This is a genomic window from Paracoccus sp. C2R09 (assembly GCF_018860625.1).
Lineage (GTDB): Bacteria > Pseudomonadota > Alphaproteobacteria > Rhodobacterales > Rhodobacteraceae > Paracoccus.
Genome location: NZ_JAHKQB010000029.1, coordinates 19,422 through 37,071, shown reverse-complemented (window position 1 = coordinate 37,071; position 17,650 = coordinate 19,422). Strand labels below are relative to the sequence as shown.

The 17,650-nt window shown below is 66.2% G+C and carries 16 protein-coding genes and 1 tRNA gene; 8 read left to right on the top strand and 9 right to left on the bottom strand.

The annotated features are described in order from the left end of the window. Position 1: 1 nt before the first annotated feature. From atpA to KO490_RS11995, 3 genes are all read right to left on the bottom strand, one after another. Positions 2-1,537 (bottom strand): F0F1 ATP synthase subunit alpha, encoded by a 1,536-nt coding sequence (gene atpA / locus KO490_RS12005; RefSeq protein WP_216019667.1) that lies wholly within the window; start codon positions 1,535-1,537, stop codon positions 2-4. After that, on the bottom strand, positions 1,537-2,103 hold the full coding sequence (locus KO490_RS12000; RefSeq protein ID WP_252727160.1) for a F0F1 ATP synthase subunit delta: 567 nt from the start codon (positions 2,101-2,103) through the stop codon (positions 1,537-1,539). Before KO490_RS12000 ends, atpA begins: the two co-directional genes overlap by 1 nt. A gap of 302 nt (positions 2,104-2,405) precedes the next feature. Further along, complete coding sequence (locus KO490_RS11995; protein ID WP_216019666.1) at positions 2,406-3,191, bottom strand: methyltransferase domain-containing protein; 786 nt, start codon at positions 3,189-3,191, stop codon at positions 2,406-2,408. Positions 3,192-3,248: 57 nt separating this feature from the next. Here KO490_RS11995 and gloB point away from each other — a divergent pair, with 57 nt between their 5' ends. Further along, positions 3,249-3,995, top strand: coding sequence for a hydroxyacylglutathione hydrolase (gloB, locus tag KO490_RS11990; protein ID WP_216019665.1), 747 nt, complete (start codon positions 3,249-3,251; stop codon positions 3,993-3,995). Between the two features lie 211 nt (positions 3,996-4,206). Then, positions 4,207-6,522, top strand: a complete 2,316-nt coding sequence (clpA, locus tag KO490_RS11985; RefSeq protein WP_216019664.1) for an ATP-dependent Clp protease ATP-binding subunit ClpA — start codon at positions 4,207-4,209, stop codon at positions 6,520-6,522. A gap of 76 nt (positions 6,523-6,598) precedes the next feature. Here clpA and KO490_RS11980 read toward each other — a convergent pair whose 3' ends face one another. Genes KO490_RS11980 through KO490_RS11965 form a run of 4 tightly spaced genes read right to left on the bottom strand, consistent with a single transcriptional unit; the run spans position 6,599 to position 12,393 of the window. Then, positions 6,599-7,243, bottom strand: coding sequence for an aminotransferase class IV family protein (locus KO490_RS11980; protein ID WP_256447490.1), 645 nt, complete (start codon positions 7,241-7,243; stop codon positions 6,599-6,601). Then, a complete protein-coding gene (locus KO490_RS11975) occupies positions 7,189-8,304 on the bottom strand; it encodes an aminodeoxychorismate synthase component I (protein ID WP_216019662.1) in 1,116 nt (371 codons plus the stop codon). Before KO490_RS11975 ends, KO490_RS11980 begins: the two co-directional genes overlap by 55 nt. Further along, positions 8,301-11,780, bottom strand: a complete 3,480-nt coding sequence (mfd, locus tag KO490_RS11970) for a transcription-repair coupling factor (protein WP_216019661.1) — start codon at positions 11,778-11,780, stop codon at positions 8,301-8,303. Before mfd ends, KO490_RS11975 begins: the two co-directional genes overlap by 4 nt. 40 nt (positions 11,781-11,820) lie before the next feature. Further along, positions 11,821-12,393 carry a hypothetical protein gene (locus KO490_RS11965; protein WP_216019660.1) on the bottom strand — a complete coding sequence of 191 codons (573 nt, stop codon included), beginning with the start codon at positions 12,391-12,393 and terminating at the stop codon, positions 11,821-11,823. Between the two features lie 122 nt (positions 12,394-12,515). On the opposite strand from KO490_RS11965, the gene hemB reads away from it, so the two are divergent. Together hemB and KO490_RS11955 are read left to right on the top strand one after the other, a co-directional pair. Continuing rightward, entirely contained in the window at positions 12,516-13,511 is a 996-nt protein-coding gene (gene hemB, locus KO490_RS11960) for a porphobilinogen synthase (protein WP_216019659.1), read from the top strand. Positions 13,512-13,583: 72 nt separating this feature from the next. Further along, entirely contained in the window at positions 13,584-14,204 is a 621-nt protein-coding gene (locus tag KO490_RS11955) for a YSC84-related protein (protein ID WP_216019658.1), read from the top strand. Positions 14,205-14,219: 15 nt separating this feature from the next. Here the strand turns inward: KO490_RS11955 and KO490_RS11950 are convergent, their stop codons facing one another. Beyond that, positions 14,220-14,873 (bottom strand): GntR family transcriptional regulator, encoded by a 654-nt coding sequence (locus tag KO490_RS11950; RefSeq protein WP_216019657.1) that lies wholly within the window; start codon positions 14,871-14,873, stop codon positions 14,220-14,222. Positions 14,874-14,904: 31 nt separating this feature from the next. After that, a complete protein-coding gene (locus KO490_RS11945) occupies positions 14,905-15,600 on the bottom strand; it encodes a M48 family metallopeptidase (RefSeq protein ID WP_216019656.1) in 696 nt (231 codons plus the stop codon). Positions 15,601-15,696: 96 nt separating this feature from the next. Between KO490_RS11945 and KO490_RS11940 the strand changes: the two genes are divergently transcribed. The 4 genes from KO490_RS11940 to KO490_RS11925 all read left to right on the top strand — a co-directional run bounded on the left by KO490_RS11940 (position 15,697) and on the right by KO490_RS11925 (position 17,647). After that, entirely contained in the window at positions 15,697-16,014 is a 318-nt protein-coding gene (locus KO490_RS11940) for an FYDLN acid domain-containing protein (protein ID WP_216019655.1), read from the top strand. A 22-nt stretch (positions 16,015-16,036) separates the two neighbouring features. After that, complete coding sequence (locus KO490_RS11935; RefSeq protein ID WP_216019654.1) at positions 16,037-16,432, top strand: DoxX family protein; 396 nt, start codon at positions 16,037-16,039, stop codon at positions 16,430-16,432. A gap of 181 nt (positions 16,433-16,613) precedes the next feature. Then, positions 16,614-16,689 (top strand) — tRNA-Ala (locus KO490_RS11930). 220 nt (positions 16,690-16,909) lie between these two features. Next, a complete protein-coding gene (locus KO490_RS11925) occupies positions 16,910-17,647 on the top strand; it encodes an SDR family oxidoreductase (protein ID WP_216019653.1) in 738 nt (245 codons plus the stop codon). Positions 17,648-17,650: the final 3 nt, after the last annotated feature.

Below are 17,650 nucleotides of genomic sequence, written 5' to 3'. Positions count from 1 at the left end.
CTCAGGCGCGGGTGCGGTTGTATTCGTCCAGCGCCGCCTTGATCGATTCCTCCAGGTCGCCGGCGACCTTGCGGTCGTTCCGGGTCATGTCGTCCAGAAGTTCCGTCTTCTGGCTGCGAAGGAAGTTGATCAGACCGTCTTCCCACTCAACGACTTGGTTGAGCGGCAGGCTGTCGATGTAACCCTTCGTGCCGGCATAGATGACGATCACGATCTCGGCGTTGGTCAGCGGGCGGTACTGCGGCTGCTTCATCAGCTCGGTCAGGCGCGAACCACGGTTCAGCAGGCGCTGAGTGGCGGCGTCCAGATCCGAACCGAACTGCGCGAAAGCAGCCATTTCGCGATACTGCGCCAGTTCCAGCTTGACCGGACCGGCGACGGATTTCATCGCCTTGGTCTGTGCGGCCGAACCCACGCGGCTGACCGACAGACCGGTGTTCACGGCCGGGCGGATGCCCTGGAAGAACAGTTCGGTTTCCAGGAAGATCTGGCCGTCGGTGATCGAGATCACGTTGGTCGGGATGAAGGCCGACACATCGCCGCCCTGCGTCTCGATGATCGGCAGTGCCGTCAGCGAGCCTGCGCCGTATTCCTCGTTCAGCTTGGCCGAACGCTCCAGCAGGCGCGAGTGCAGGTAGAAGACGTCGCCCGGATAGGCTTCGCGGCCGGGCGGACGGCGCAGCAGCAGCGACATCTGGCGGTATGCGACCGCCTGTTTGGACAGATCGTCATAGATGATCAGCGCGTCCATGCCGTTGTCGCGGAAATATTCGCCGATCGCGGTCGCCGAGTAAGGCGCCAGGAACTGCATCGGCGCGGGGTCCGAAGCGGTCGCGGCGACGACGGTGGTATAGGCCATCGCGCCGGTCTCTTCCAGCTTCTTGACCAGCTGCGCGACGGTCGAACGCTTCTGACCCACTGCGACATAGATGCAGTGCAGGGTCTTCATGCCGTCGTCTTCGCGGCCGTTATAGGCGGCCTGGTTCAGGATCGTGTCCAGCGCGATCGCGGTCTTGCCGGTCTGGCGGTCGCCGATGATCAGCTCGCGCTGGCCGCGGCCGACGGGGATCATGGCGTCGACGGCCTTCAGGCCGGTCGCCATCGGTTCGTGAACCGATTTCCGCGGCATGATGCCCGGTGCCTTGACGTCGGCGACGCGGCGCTCGGTCGCCTCGATCGGGCCCTTGCCGTCGATCGGGTTGCCAAGACCGTCGACGACGCGACCCAGAAGACCCTTGCCGACCGGAACGTCCACGATCGAGCGCGTGCGCTTGACGGTGTCGCCTTCCTTGATGCCGCGGTCGTCACCGAAGATGACGACGCCGACATTGTCGGTTTCGAGGTTCAGGACCATGCCCCGGACGCCGCCGGGGAATTCGACCATCTCACCGGCCTGCACCTGGTCCAGACCGTAGACACGAGCGATACCGTCGCCGACGGACAGAACCTGACCGACTTCGGCAACCTCGGCGTCCTGGCCGAAGTTCTTGATCTGCTCCTTGAGGATCGCCGAAATCTCGGCAGCCTGGATTCCCATTATCCGACCTCTTTCATGACATTCTGCAGGGAAGCGAGCTTCGAGCGGACCGAGCTGTCGATCATCTGCGAGCCCAACTTGACAATCATGCCGCCGATGAGGGTCTCATCGACGCGCGTGTTCAGCTTGACGGTTTTGCCGGTCTTCTCCGACAGGGTCGCGACCAGGCGCTGCTGCTGCTCGTCGCTCAGCGCGATCGCGCTGGTGACGTCGGCCGTGACCTCGCCACGCTCGGTGGCGATCAGCGCGCGCAGGCGCGCAACCAGTTGCGGCAGCACGAACAGGCGACGGTTCTTCGCCATCAGCTGCAACGTGTTCGACAGCACCGTGGACAGCCCCATCTTCGCGGCGATCGCGGCGATGGCGCGCGATTGCTCGTCGCGGCTGTAGATCGGGCTGGAAATCAGGTCGCGCAGCTCGGCGCTGTCCTGAAGCGCTGCATCCAGATCGGCGGTCTGCTGGGCCAGGGCATCGATGCCCCCTTCGTCCTTCGCGATATCGAAGACGGCCTGCGCATAGCGTCCGGCGATGCTGTGGGACATGGAAACAGAGTTGGCCACGGTCATCCTTTACGGTTTGCGCATACCCCGCCGGCGGGCCGGCCATCGTCCGGTCTGTCGCGGGGTGCGGGTCGCGGTCGCACGGCTTTTGGAGGGCCGTCCGGAAATCACGGCTGTCTCTAGCAGCTTGCCACCCGTCGGGCAACCTTGAAGCGGCATCCCTTTCACGGTTGTGTGACGCGTGCGACACTTTGCGGCGGTGCTGCGCAAACAGGGCGAAGGCCGGGAAAAGACGCGATTTCGTGCCCATCGCCGCGTACCGGGTGACGCACCGTAATGTCCCTTGCATATCGTGCAAATGCCGGAATTCACTGCGATTGATTCTCGCGCCTGCGCGCAAGGGGCGTGCCCACGGGGCGCGGCCGGGTCACCCCGTCCAGCAGCTCGCGCGCGCTCGGGACGTGGATCTTGACCCCCGGCCCGGCCGGCGCGCGGGTCTGCTTGGCAAGCTCGACCAGGACCACGCCCGCGATCAGCACGCGGCTGATCCGCGCGCCCGTCGCCTCCCAGAACTGGGCGCCGCGCAGCCAGAAGCGCCGGTCCGATGGCGGGATGTAGACCGAGGCCCCCTGCCATTCGGGCCGGAAGCCCGCGCGCTTCATCTGCGTCTCGATCTGCCCCGAGGTATAGGCCCGTCCGACACCGAAGGGCGTGCGGTCCGTCGCGGCCCACAGGCCCGCCCGGTTCGGCACCATCACCATCATCCGCCCCCCCGGCCCCAGGCATCGCCAGGCCTCGGCCAGCAACTCGCGCGGATGGTCGCTGGTCTCCAGCCCGTGCAGCATGACAAGCCGGTCGATGCTGCCGGTCTCGATGGGCCAGGCGGTCTCGTCGCACAGGACCGAATGGTTGGGCTGTCCCGCGGGCCAGCCCATCACCCCCTGCGGCCCGGGCATCAGCGCCGTCACCCGCCGCGCGACCGGCAGATAGGGCCGCAACATGGGGGCCGCGAAGCCGAAACCCGCCACGTTCATCCCGGTGACGCTGCGCGGTTCCCACCGTCCCGTCAGCCGATCGCGCAGAATGCGTTGAACGACACGGCCCAGTGCGCGTTGGTAGTAGAACCGCCGCAGCTGGTCGATATCGTGGTGCATTGCGCGCGCCTTTCGGTTTTGAGAAGCTCACGTCAGCATAGAAGAAGGGATTTGCCAATGCCGCTGGAACTGGTGACGATCCGTTGTCTCAAGGACAACTATGCCTATCTGCTGCACGGTCCGGCGGGAACGGCGCTGATCGACGCCCCCGAGGCGGCCCCGATCCTGACGGAACTGGATGCCCGGGGATGGGGCCTGGACATGATCCTGCTGACCCATCACCACGACGACCACATCCAGGGCGTGCCTGCCCTGGTCGAGGCCACGGGCGCCGAGGTACTGGGCGCCGAGGCCGATGCCCGCCGCCTGCCCCCGCTGGATCAGCAGGTCGCGCCGGGTCAGGCCCTGACCGTCCTTGGCGAACCCGTCGAGGTGATCGACGTGCCCGGTCACACGATCGGCCACGTGGCCTTTCATTTCCCCGAAAGCGGCATGGCCTTCACCGCCGACAGTCTGATGGCGATGGGCTGCGGGCGGTTGTTCGAGGGCACGCCCGAACAGATGTGGCGCGCGCTCCGGCAGCTGAACGGTCTGCCGGGGGACACCCTGATCTGTTCGGGGCATGACTACTGCGCCACGAACGGCGCCTTTGCCCTGTCGGTCGATCCCGACAATGCCGATCTGCGGGAACGGCTGGAGGCGTTGCAGGAATCCCGGATGCCCTGCGCCCCCGCGACGCTGGCCATGGAACGGGCGACCAATCCCTTCCTTCGGGCGGGTCATCTGGCGGCCAGCCTGGGCATGGCCGACGCCCCCGAGGTCGAGGTCTTCGCGCAACTTCGGCGGATGAAGGATGAATTCTGAGCGCGCATATCAATTCGGCAGAGGTCGGGCGGGGCCCTTGTTTTCGCCCCCCTGCGACATCAAATCTGCATCAATCACCGGAGATTTGGCAGATCTGTCTGAAAAAGCACTTGATGCCGGGGCCATTCCACCAAATCTTAAAGCTATCATGACAGTCTGGGCAGGTGGGTCCCGAATGCCCATACCGCCAGCCGACTGACAGGAGACGATTGTGCCAAGTTTCTCGACCTCTCTGGAACAGGCCATTCACCAGGCGCTTGCCCTGGCGAACGAACATAAACACGAACTGGCGACGCTGGAGCATCTGCTGCTGGCGCTGACCGAGGAACCCGAGGCCGTGAAGGTCATGCGGGCTTGCAATGTCGATCTGGAAGAACTGCGAAAGACGCTGGTGGAGTTCGTCGAGGACGACCTGTCCACGCTGATCACCGAGGTCGAGGGCTCCGAGGCCGTGCCCACGGCGGCCTTCCAGCGCGTGATCCAGCGCGCCGCGATCCATGTCCAAAGCTCGGGCCGCCAGGAGGTGACCGGCGCCAACGTGCTGGTCGCGATCTTCGCGGAACGCGAATCCAACGCCGCCTATTTCCTGCAGGAAATGGACATGACCCGTTACGATGCGGTCAACTTCATCGCCCATGGCGTGGCCAAGAACCCGTCCTTCAACGAGCCGCGCAAGGTCGTCGGCAATGAAGAGGACCAGGCCGAGGAGGCCGAGGTGGAACAGAAGGACGAAACCGCGCTTGGCAAGTATTGCGTCGACCTGAACGCCAAGTCCAAGCAGGGCGATGTCGATCCGCTGATCGGGCGCAGCGACGAGGTCGAGCGCGCGATCCAGGTTCTCTGCCGTCGCCGCAAGAACAACCCGCTGCTGGTGGGCGATCCGGGCGTGGGCAAGACCGCCATCGCCGAAGGGCTGGCCAAGAAGATCGTCGAGGGTGAGACCCCCGAGGTTCTGGCCGGTGCCACGATCTTCTCGCTCGACATGGGCGCGCTGCTGGCAGGCACCCGCTATCGCGGCGATTTCGAGGAACGCCTGAAGGCGGTCGTCAAGGAACTGGAACAGCACGAGGATGCGATCCTGTTCATCGACGAGATTCACACCGTGATCGGTGCGGGTGCGACCTCGGGCGGGGCGATGGATGCGTCGAACCTGCTGAAACCGGCCTTGGCGGGCGGCAAGCTGCGCTGCATGGGCTCGACCACCTACAAGGAATACCGCCAGCATTTCGAGAAGGACCGCGCCCTGTCGCGCAGGTTCCAGAAGATCGACGTGAACGAACCCTCGGTGCCCGATACCATCAAGATCCTGATGGGCCTCAAGCCGCATTTCGAGAAACATCACGACCTGCGCTATACCAACGAGGCGATCCGCACCGCGGTGGAACTGGCCAGCCGCTACATCAACGACCGCAAGCTGCCCGACAGCGCGATCGATGTCATCGACGAGGCCGGTGCCGCACAGCACCTTGTCGCGGAATCCAAGCGCCGCAAGACGATTTCCCCCAAGGAGATCGAGAACGTGGTGTCCAAGATCGCCCGCATCCCGCCGAAGAACGTCAGCAAGAACGACGCCGAGGTCCTGCGCGATCTGGACGATGCGCTCAAGCGCGTGGTCTTCGGCCAGGACACCGCCATCGGCGCCTTGTCCAGCGCGATCAAGCTGGCCCGTGCCGGTCTGCGCGAGCCCGAAAAGCCCATCGGCAACTATCTGTTCGCAGGCCCCACGGGCGTCGGCAAGACCGAGGTCGCCAAGCAGCTGGCCTCCAGCCTGGGTGTGGAGCTGATCCGCTTCGACATGTCGGAATACATGGAGAAGCATGCCGTCAGCCGTCTCATCGGCGCGCCTCCGGGCTATGTCGGCTTCGATCAGGGCGGTCTGCTGACCGATGGCGTCGATCAGCACCCGCATTGCGTGCTGCTGCTGGACGAGATCGAGAAGGCGCATCCGGATGTCTTCAACATCTTGCTGCAGATCATGGATGCGGGCCGCCTGACCGACCATAACGGCCGCACGGTCGATTTCCGTAACGTGATCCTGATCATGACCTCCAATGCAGGGGCCGCCGATCAGGCCAAGGCTGCCATCGGCTTCGGCCGCGACCGCCGCGAGGGCGAGGATACCGCCGCGATCGAGCGGACCTTCACGCCTGAGTTCCGCAACCGTCTGGATGCGATCATCAGCTTCGCGCCCCTGTCGCGTGACGTGGTGATCCATGTGGTCGAGAAGTTCGTCCTGCAGCTAGAAGCGCAGCTGATGGACCGCAATGTCCATATCGAGCTGACCCCCGAAGCCGCGAACTGGCTGGCGGAAAAGGGCTATGACGACCGCATGGGCGCACGTCCGCTTGGGCGCGTGATCCAGGAAAGCATCAAGAAGCCCTTGGCCGAGGAACTGCTGTTCGGACGGCTGACCAAGGGCGGCGTGGTTCGCGTCATGATCGAGGACGACAAGCCCGTCTTCGACATCACCGGGCCCGACGCCCCGCGCATCGGCAAATCGAAGACGCCGCTTCTGACCGCCGACTGAGGCGATGCGATGGCGGGGGCCGCAAGGCCCTCGCGCGGGCGCGGCCCCTTCGATGGGGGCCGCGCCCGCTCTCGTTTCAGGGGATCAACCGGGCCGGGATCAGCCCGCGCAAGGCATTGCCCATCCATATCTCTCCGCGCCTCAGCTCATCGGGCCGCAGCACCGCCTCCTCTACATCCCCTGCCTGCAACAGAGACTGGCGCAGCACGCCCGGCAGCAGCCCCGACGACAAGGGTGGGGTCAGCAGGCGGCCGCCCATTTGCAGGAACAGGTTGGTGATGCTTCCTTCGCAGATCTCCCCCCGCTCGTTCGTCAGGATGGCCTCATCCACACCGTCGGGCAGCCCGGCCCGTGCCCGATCATAAACCGCGCGACGCGACGACTTGATCCGCAGCCAGGGATCATCGCTCTCGACCCGCCCGGACAAAGCCACCATCCAGAACGGGGGATTCGGTGGCAGTTCGGCATGGGAAAATTGGACCCCGCCGCCCATATCGACAGCCATTCGAACACGCAGCGCCTTTCCGCGCGGCAGATGCGACAGGTCCAGCTTCGCCTCGTCCAGCGGGAAACCGACGGCAGCACATCCACTCTGCAACCGTGCGACATGCAGCGGCCACAGCCGGACAGATCCGTCAGGCTCCATCCGCAGCGTCTCGAAGATCGTCAGCCCGTCGGGAACTGGCCCAGAAATGCGGACTTGCACAACGCCTCCTCCCATTCGGGGCCGGTCTCGCTGTCATGCACGATGCCGCCACCCACATTCAGACGCAACCGATCGGGCGCGGAATACCAGGGCGACCGGATCGCCACGTTGAACCGCATCGGTCCCGCAGGATCGACCCAGCCGATGGCCCCGCAATAGATCTCGCGCGGGGCGCGCTCCAATTCCGATATGATCTCCATCGCGCGGATCTTGGGCGCCCCGGTGATCGAGCCGCAGGGAAACAGCGCCCGCAAGATGTCGCCCAGACCGACCCCCTCGACCAGCCGCCCTGTCACCAGCGACACCATCTGATGCACGGTGGCATAGCTTTCGATGGCGAACAGCTCGGGCACCTGCACGCTGCCGGGATGACAGATGCGGCTGATGTCGTTGCGCAGCAGATCGACGATCATCAGGTTCTCGGCACGGTTCTTTTCGGATGCACGCAGGGCTGCGGCATTCGCGGCATCCTCGGACGCGGTCGCCCCGCGCGCGGCAGTGCCCTTCATCGGACGCGTGCCGATCCGCCGATCCGCATCGACGGCAAAGAACAATTCGGGGCTGCGCGACAGGATGACCTGACCGCCCAGATCGACAAAGGCCCCCTCGCCCACCGGCTGACGTTCGGCCAGCGCGGCATAGACATCCAGCGGATCGCCCGCGACCTCGGCCTCCATCGGAAAGGTCAGGTTGATCTGATAGGTATCGCCCGCTTCGATATATCGGTGGACCGCCGCGATGGCCGCGTCGTATCTGGCCCTGTCCCACAAGGGGCGCGGCGTTACGATCCGCACGGGACCACCCGGCAGCGCGGCTGCGGGGCGCGGCCCGTCGAAGACCCCCATCAGGATCAGCGGCATCTGCCGCGCACCCGGCATCAGGCGATGCAGACGCGGGTCCAGCGCATGCCCCAGCTCGTAGGAAAAGTATCCCGCAAGCCACCTGCCCCGTGCCTGCGCGTCCTCCATCGCGGCAAGCGCCGGCGCGACACCGGCGACATCGTCGGCACGGATCACCGCCTCGGGCGCGTCGAACAGCGTTCCCCCGCCCAAGGGCCCGGTGTCGAAGCGGATCATGCCTTGGCCTTCGCCTTCTTGTTGCCTTCCTTGATCTTGGCGGCCAGATCGCGGGCCACGGCGAAGGCACCCTTGATGCGTTCGCCATCCGACCCGAATTCACGTCGCAGAACGATCTTGTTGTCGGTGACCTTGGCCGTCCCGCGTTCCTCGGACAGGAATTCGACCAGCCCCGCGGGGTTGGGGAACTTGTCCATGTGGAACTGCACCGTGATGCCCTTGGGGCCCGCATCCAGCTTGGCGATATTGGCGCGCTTGGCCATCGCCTTGATGCGGATGACCAGCAGCAGGGTGTTCACCTCGCGCGGCAGGGTGCCGAAACGGTCGATCAGTTCGGCGGCGAAGCCCTCCAGCTCGACCTTGGTGGTCAGCCCGGACAGGCGGCGATAGAGGCCGAGCCGCACATCCAGATCGGGGATGTAGCTTTCGGGAATGGTGACCGGCACGCCCAGGTTCAGCTGCGGCGCCCATTCGTCCTCGGGGGTGCCCTCGATCTCGCCCGATTTCAGCTTGGCGATCGTCTCCTCCAGCATGGCCTGGTACAGTTCGAAGCCCACTTCCTTGATGTGGCCGGACTGTTCCTCGCCCAGAAGATTGCCCGCGCCGCGCAGATCCAGATCCTGGCTGGCAAGGTTGAACCCCGCCCCCAGCCCGTCGATCGAGCCGAGGAACTTCAGCCGCCTCATTGCCTGCGGGGTCAGCGGCTGACGCGGCTTCGACGTCAGATAGCAATAGGCCCGTGCCTTGGACCGTCCCACGCGCCCGCGGATCTGATAGAGCTGCGACAGACCGAACATGTCCGCGCGCCAGACGATCATCGTGTTCGCCGTCGGGATGTCCAACCCCGATTCCACGATGGTCGTCGCCAGCAGCACGTCATGGCTGCCATCGTAGAACGCGTTCATCCGCTGATCCAGATCGCCCGCCGCCAGCTGCCCATGCGCGGTGATGAAGCTGACCTCTGGGACCTGCTCGGTCAACCAGGCCTCGACCTCGGGCAGGTCGGACAGGCGCGGAACGACGAAGAAGCTCTGACCGCCGCGATACTTCTCGCGCAGCAGGGCCTCGCGGATGGTGACGCTGTCGAATTCGCTGACATAGGTGCGGATCGCAAGGCGGTCGACCGGCGGCGTGCCGATCACCGACAGGTCGCGCACGCCGGTCAGCGACAGCTGCAGGGTGCGCGGGATCGGCGTTGCGGTCAGGGTCAGGACGTGGATGTCGCTGCGCAGTTCCTTCAGCCGTTCCTTGTGGGCCACGCCGAAATGCTGTTCCTCGTCGATGATCAGCAGCCCGAGATTCTTGAAGCGCACGCCCTTGGCCAGCACGGCATGGGTGCCCACCACGATATCGACCGACCCGTCGGCCAGCCCGTCGCGGGTCTGGTTGGCCTCTTTCGCGGTCACGAAGCGCGACAGGGGGCGCACGTTGATCGCGGTGTTGCGGAAGCGTTCGGCGAAGGTCTTGAAATGCTGACGGGCAAGCAGCGTGGTCGGCGCGACCACGGCCACCTGCATCCCCTGGCTGGCGGCGATGAAGGCCGCGCGCATCGCGACCTCGGTCTTGCCGAAGCCCACATCGCCCACCACCAGCCGGTCCATCGGGCGACCGGCGGCCAGATCCTCGGTTACGTCCTCGATCGCGGACATCTGGTCGTCGGTTTCCGTGTAGGGGAAGCGGGCCGCGAATTGCTGCCACTCGTGATCCTCGGGCTCCAGCACGGGTGCGGGACGCAGCAGGCGTTCGGCGGCGACGCGCATCAGCTTGTCCGCGATCAGGCGGATGCGTTCCTTCAGGCGTGCCTTGCGGGCCTGCCATGCGCCGCCGCCCAGCTTGTCCAGCAGGCCTTCCTCGTGGCCATAGCGGGTCAGCAGCTCGATATTCTCGACCGGCAGGAACAGGCGGTCGCCGCCCGCATATTCCAGCGCGACGCAGTCATGGGGCACGCCCGCGGCGGTGATCGTCTCCAACCCGTTATAGCGGCCGATCCCGTGCTCGACATGCACGACCAGATCGCCCGGCGTCAGGCTGGTGGTGTCCTGCAGGAAATTCTCGGCCCGGCGGCGCTTCTTGGCACCCCGGATCAGCCGGTCCCCCAGCACATCCTGTTCGGATATGACGGCGATCCTGCCAAGCGCCTGCCCGTCGGCCACGAAACCTTCGTCCAGCGGCCAGACCGCAAGGCCGATCGATCCCGCCTTGTCGGGCAAGGCGCGGATATCCGCGATCTGGGTGGTCCCGCCCAGGCCTTCGTCGGTCAGCAGCCCCGACAGACGTTCGCGCGCCCCGTCCGAGAAGCTGGCGATGACGATGCGATGATCGCGCGCAAGATGGCGGACGTGATCGGCCAGCGCCCCGAACAGGTTGACCTGTTCGGCCTGGCGTTCGGGCGCGAAGTTCCGCCCCGGCCGCCCGCCCGCATCCAGCACGCCCGGACCCGGCGGCTGGTTCAGCACCGACAGGCGCAGCACCCGATGCGCCGAAAGCCAGCGCAGCCATTCCTCTTCGGGGGGGAACATCAGGTCGGGCGGCACCGGCTTGTAGACGGTGTCGCTGCGGCCCTTGGCGGTCATGGCCGCGCGGCGGGCCTCGAACTGTTCGCGGATCGTGTCGCGCCGCGCATCGGCCACCTGCGGGATGTGATCGTCCAGCACCACGGACGCGCCGGGGGCATAGTCGAACAGGCTCTCCATCCGGTCGTGGAACCAGGGCAGCCAGTGTTCGGCACCCGACACCTTGCGACCCGCGCTGACGCTTTCATACAGCGGGTCGTTGGTGCCGCCGCCGTATTCGCTGCGGTAATTCGTGCGGAAACGGGTGATCGAGGGCTCGTCCAGGATCACCTCGGACATGGGGGCCAGCTCGACCCGGTCCAGCTTCTCGGTGGTGCGCTGGCTGACGGGATCGAAGCGGCGCGCGCCGTCCAGCACGTCGCCGAACAGGTCCAGACGCACCGGCCCCTGATCGCCCGGCGGGAAGATGTCGATGATGCCGCCGCGGATGGCGTAATCGCCCGGTTCGGTCACGGTGGGCGACTGGACGAAGCCCATCCGCACGAAGAATTCGCGCAGCGCGCCTTCGTCGATGCGGCTGCCCACGCGGGCGGTGAAGGCGGTCTGCTGCACGACCTCTCGGGCGGGGACGCGCTGCATGACGGCGGCCAGCGTGGTCAGCAGGATGAACGGCCCCTTGATCGCCCCCTGGGCCAGCGCCGCCAGCAGCGCCATGCGCGCGGCCTGGATTTCCGGCGCGGGCGAGACGCGGTCGTAGGGCGTCGTGTCCCATGCGGGAAATTCCAGCACCGGCACCTGCGGGGCAAGAAAGGCCAGCGCAGCGCGCATCGCGGCCATGCGCCGGTCGTCGCGTGCGACATGGATGACGGGCGCGCCGCCATTTTCGGGGCGCGCGGCCTCGCGCGCGATCAGCGCGGCGTCATAGCCTTCGGGCGCACCGGAGAGGGTCAGGCTTTGCGTCATGCCGGATGACCTAAGCCGCGGGTCGTGGAAGTCAAGCGCATCAGAGCCCCATCGGGTGAAGGGCGATCCACAGCATCCCCCAGGCCATCGTCGCCAGAAGCGAGATCAGCGACAGCGCCACGACCCCGATCCGGTGATGGGCCATGGAACGCGCGACCTGCCCCACGGTTTCGCCAAGCGGCGCCTGCCCGTCCTGCGCGGCCACCAGCATCGGCGCCAGCTTGCGCGCCAGCCGCACCCGCATCCAGAACAGCAGCCAGAAGGGCAGCGCGAACAGGAAGGCGGCCTGCGCCAGCTCCAGCCCGAAATTGAAGCCCAGCACGAAGCCCGACGACAGAAGGAAGCTGGTGACGCCCAGGAAGATCGCGCCCTCGCCCTGTCCCAGGCGCCAGCGCGGCAGGGTCAGCGACAGCCAGTCCAGCAGGGTCAGCGCCTCGGGGGTGTCGGCCTGGCCCGCGGAATGGGCGGCGCGGGCGCGGGCCACGATCTCGACCGGGACGCCAAGCACGGTCCGGCCCGTGACCGACCATGTGCCGATCAGCAGGATCCAGAACCAGATCGTCGAAAATGACCGGCTGTCCAGGAACCCGATCAGGCTGTCGAATGGCGGCAAATTCGCGCTTCCTTGTCCTTGCGTCCGGCTGACCTTAGAACGGGTTGCGGACAAGGGAAAGTCGGCAGCCCGAAACCGGTTGCGACAGCTTGTCACCGAAAGCAATTGCCCCGGAGGCCCCCATGGCCAGCCCCATCATCGCCCCCTTCCCCGCCACGCGCCTGCGGCGCCTGCGGCGCAACCCCAACATCCGCGCGATGGTGTCGGAAACGCAGCTGACCCCCGCGAACCTGATCTGGCCGATCTTCGTGACCGAAGTGGCGGGCGCCGAGGGCGAAATCGCATCGATGCCGGGCGTCGAACGCCTGACGCTGGACGGGGCGCGCCGGGCCGCCGAACGCGCCGCGCGGCTGAACATTCCCGCCATCTGCATCTTCCCCCACAGCGACGAGGCATTGCGCACCGATGGCTGCGAACGCGCATGGGACCCGGACAATATCGGCAACCTGGCCATCCGCGCCGTCAAGGAGGAGGTGCCGGATCTGGTCGTGATGACCGACATCGCGCTGGACCCCTATAACGCCAACGGCCATGACGGGCTGGTCGTCGGCAACGAGATCCTGAACGACGAGACCGTCGAGGCGCTGGTGCGCATGGCGCTGGTGCAGGCTGAATGCGGGGCCGACATCCTGGGGCCGTCGGACATGATGGACGGGCGCATCGGCGCGCTGCGCGGCGCGCTGGAGGCCGCGGGCCACAAGCACGTGTCGATCCTGTCCTATGCTGCGAAATTCGCCAGCGCCTTCTATGGCCCGTTCCGCGATGCGGTGGGTGCCTCGGGGCGGCTGGTGGGCGACAAGAAGACCTATCAGATCAACCCCGCCAATCGCGGCGAGGCGATCCGCTGCGTCGCCCGCGACCTGTCCGAGGGGGCCGACATGGTGATGGTCAAGCCCGGCATGCCCTATCTGGACATCTGCCGCGCGGTGAAGGACGAATTCGGCGCGCCCACCTTCGCCTATCAGGTCAGCGGCGAATACGCGATGCTGGAACAGGCGATCCGCAACGGCTGGCTGTCGCGCGACGCCATGATCGAAAGCCTGCTGGCCTTCCGCCGCGCGGGCTGCGACGGGGTTCTCAGCTACTTCGCGCCGACGGTCGCCGAAATGCTGGCCTAAGGGCGCGCGCTGGCCTAACCTGCGCCCCGAACCGGGACGCAGATCCGGACGCGAAACCACGAGGGGCGACAGATGACCACGAAACACGGAATTTCCCGCCGCAGCCTTCTGGCGACGGGCGGCGCGGCACTGATGGCGGCGGGCTGCACGAATGCGGTGGGGACCGACGGATCGGCACGGCTGGATGCGCGGGTGGACCAGACGCAGGCCTATCTGCTGCAGACCTACCCGGCCGCGGCCCCCCTGGTGCAAAGCGCGAAGGGCGTGCTCTACATGCCGCTGATGACCGAAGCCGCGCTTGGCGTGGGCGGCGCCTATGGCCAAGGCGCGCTGCGGATCGGCGGGCAGACGGTCGATTACTATTCCGCGACGCGGGCGACCGTGGGCCTGCAGGCGGGCGCCCAGCAATACGCCCATGCGTTGATCTTCCAGACCGACCAGGCGCTGGCGGCGTTCCGTGCGGCACCGGGCTGGGTCGCGGGCGCAGGCGCGTTCTATGCGGTTCCGGCGGGCGGGATGGCGGTCGGCGCCGACAGCTTCAGCGCGCAGTTCCCGGTCGTGGCGATGATCTTCGGCCAGTCGGGCCTGATGGCGGGTGCCGCGATCGAGGGCACGAAATACAACCGCATCATCCCCTCGACCCTGCCCAATATCAGCTTCGGCACGATGGGCCTGCCCTCTCAGGCGTCCTGATCCCAGGCGTCCTGTTCAACGACCGTCCGTGGCCGTCAGGTGGCGCAGCCCATGCGTCACGTCGGCCCGGACGGCCAGCCGCAGCGCGGGTTCGTCGCCCGCGCGCAAGGCGGCCAGGATCATCCGGTGGTGACGCGGCGGTTCGTTCCGTTTGACCTTGCCATAGAGCGCGCGCATCGTCGGGCCAAGCTGCAGCCACACCGTTTCCAGCATCGCCAGCATCGCCGGGGCCTGCGCCCGCAGATAGAGCATGCGGTGGAAATCCAGGTTGCAGCGGATATAGCCCACGGCGTCGTGCCGCTCGACCGCGTCCGCGATCCGGGCATTCATGCCCGCCAGCCGGTCGATCAGCGCGAAATGTGCGCGCGGCAGGGCGCGGGCCGCCAGCTCGGGTTCGATCAGGGCGCGCAACGCGGCCAGTTCCTCGATCCGTTCATCCGACAGTTCCGGCGTCGCCACCCGCCCCGATGAGGACAGCGTCAGCGCGCCTTCCGCCACCAGCCTGCGGACCGCCTCTCGGGCCGGGGTCATCGACAGGTGGTATTCATGCGCGATGCCCCGCAGGGTCAGCGCCTTGCCGGGCGGCAGTTCGCCCAGCATGATCTTGCTGCGAAGCGTGCGGTAGAGCCGCTCATGCGCGGCGGGGTCGGTCGAACGTGCGGCACTCATGCGGCGTTTGTGATCACGATGAACGGCGGCGTCAATCGGTGAAACGCCACAGCATCAGATCGCCGCCATGCTGGCGCAGCCATGCGCGGCGGGCCGCATATCCGGGCATCAGTTCCGCCACCAGCGCCCAGAAGCGCGGCGAATGATCCATGTGGCGCAGATGCGCGACCTCGTGGGCCGCGACATAGTCCAGGATCTCGGGCGGGGCCATGATCAGCCGCCAGGAATACATCAGCCGTCCTTCGTGGCTGCAGCTGCCCCATCGCGACTTCGTGTCCCGCAGCACGATCGAGGAATAGCCCCGGCCGATCGCCGCGGCATGCCGATCGGATGCCGCACGCAGCTGCACCATCGCCATCCGACGCAACAGCGCGGCCACAGAGGGTCCCGCATCGCGGTCCCGCGGTATCAGCAGATGTTCCCCCTCGATCCGGGCTGCGCGGGTGGCGGCGGGGGTCAGTTCAAGCACGCGTCCCGCCACGGGCAGTATTTCCCCGGCCCGGACGCGCAATGCCTGCGGCACACGGGCGGATGCCCCGGCCAGCCAGTCGGCACGCGATTCCACGAAGGCCCGCCCCTCGGCCAGGGGGACATGCGGCGGCATCGTCAGGACCGGCCCGGACCCGTCGCGCGGAACCCGAAGTGTCAGCCTGCGCGCGCGCGCGGACCGCCGCAATGCGACGCTGCGGCCATCCTCCAGCACGATCTTCCGATCTTCGCTTGCCATGCCTGTTCCGGACTGCCAGATAAAGCCTTTGACACCCCCTGACCGCTGTGGCAGGGGGTCGCCCGATTTCACTAATCGCGGCCGAAGGAGAATACCATGCCCAAAGAGGAATGGGGCACGAAACGCCTGTGCCCGCATTGCGCGACCCGTTTCTACGATCTGCAGAAGGATCCGATGACCTGCCCCGCCTGCGGCAACCAGTTCTCGCTGGACAGCCTGACGGACGGTCGCGGCAAGACCATCGCCACCAAGGAAGCGCCGAACCGCGGCCGCGCCGCCGACAATTCGGACGACGAGGACGAGGTCAGCAACGACAACGGCGATCTGGACGACGATCTGCTGGACGATGACGACGACAGCGACGACGTTTCGCTGGACGACATCGCCGATGTCGCGGATGACGACGAAGACTGATCAACGGGGCCGAGGACGCATGATGCCATTCTCTTCCCTGACGGCCCATGCGCCCCGGATGCTGGGCGTGTTGCGCATCGTCAGCGCCACGATCTTCTTCGCGCATGGAACGCAGAAGATCCTGGGCTTTCCGGCAAGCGACACGGCCCCTGCGGTCCTGTCGCTGCCCTGGATCGCGGGCCTGATGGAGCTGGTGGGCGGCGCGATGCTGATCCTTGGCTTCATGACGCGCCCGGTGGCATTTCTGCTGTCGGGGCTGATGGCCGTGGCCTACTGGATGGCACATGCCCCCCGCAGCCCCTTCCCGGTGCTGAACGGCGGGGATGCCGCGATCCTCTACTGCTTCGTGTTCCTCTATCTCGTGTTTGCGGGACCCGGGGCGTTCAGCCTCGACCGCGCAAACGGACGCGAAAGCTGAAATTCATCATCGACGGGATCTAGGAAACGGGGCTTCGGCCCCGTTTTCATTCGCGTTTCCAGGTTCTTCCCGATCCTTGCCGAAAAAAACGTCCGCAGGTGAATTTTCTGCTTGCAGCCATCGGCGCACCCCCCTATACGACCCAAACGCAGCGGCGCCGAGGCGCCTTGCAGATAACGGTGGGGCCATAGCTCAGTTGGTAGAGCGCTTGCATGGCATGCAAGAGGTCAGGGGTTCGACTCCCCTTGGCTCCACCAGATCTTCCAAGTGGACATCTGGCATTTTTTAGCTTCCGAGCTGGTCTTCGGTCCCCTCTTCGGGCCTTGGCATCTGTCGCTCTGATTCAGGTCCCGACATTCGCGCCGCCGGTCGTGGACCTCTCGACGGCGTGACCGCCAGTCGGGTGTTCCCCATTGCCGCCCCCCGTCCGTGCGTTAACCTCGGCCGCGCAACATTCAGCGCAATCAGGAGCATGACATGGATGACAGGATCAGATCCGCCATCGTCACCGGCGGATCCCGCGGGATCGGGGCGGCGATTGCCGAAAGACTGGCCCGTGACGGCTTATGCGTCACCGTGAACTATGTCGGCAATCAGCAGGCGGCGGAGGATACCGTCGCACGCATCGAGGCGGCGGGCGGACGCGCCATCGCCGTCAAGGCGGATGTCTCGGATCCCGCCGAGGTGAAAGCGTTGTTCGACAGGACCGAGGCCGAATTCGGGGGCATCGACGTGCTGGTGAACAATGCGGGGATCATGACCCTGCAGACCATCGCGGAAACGGACCCGGATTCGGTCGATGCGATGATCGGGATCAACTTCAAGGGCTGCATCAACACGATGCGCGAGGCTGCGAACCGCATGCGGGATGGCGGGCGGATCGTGAACCTTTCGACCTCGGTCGTGGGGACGCGGTTCGAACGCTATGGCGTCTATGCAGCGATCAAGGCGGGGATCGAGACGATGACCGGCATCCTGTCGAAGGAAATGCGCGGTCGCCAGATCACCGTGAACGCGGTGGCCCCCGGCCCGACCGAGACCGAGCTGTTCCTGAAGGGCAAATCCGAGGAGTTCATCCAGAAACTGGCCATGGCCAGCCCGCTGGAGCGCCTTGGCCAGCCCGAGGATATCGCCAACGCCGTGGCCTTCCTGGTCGGCGACGAGGGCAAATGGATCAATGGACAGACCCTGCGCGCGAATGGGGGCCTTGTCTGATCG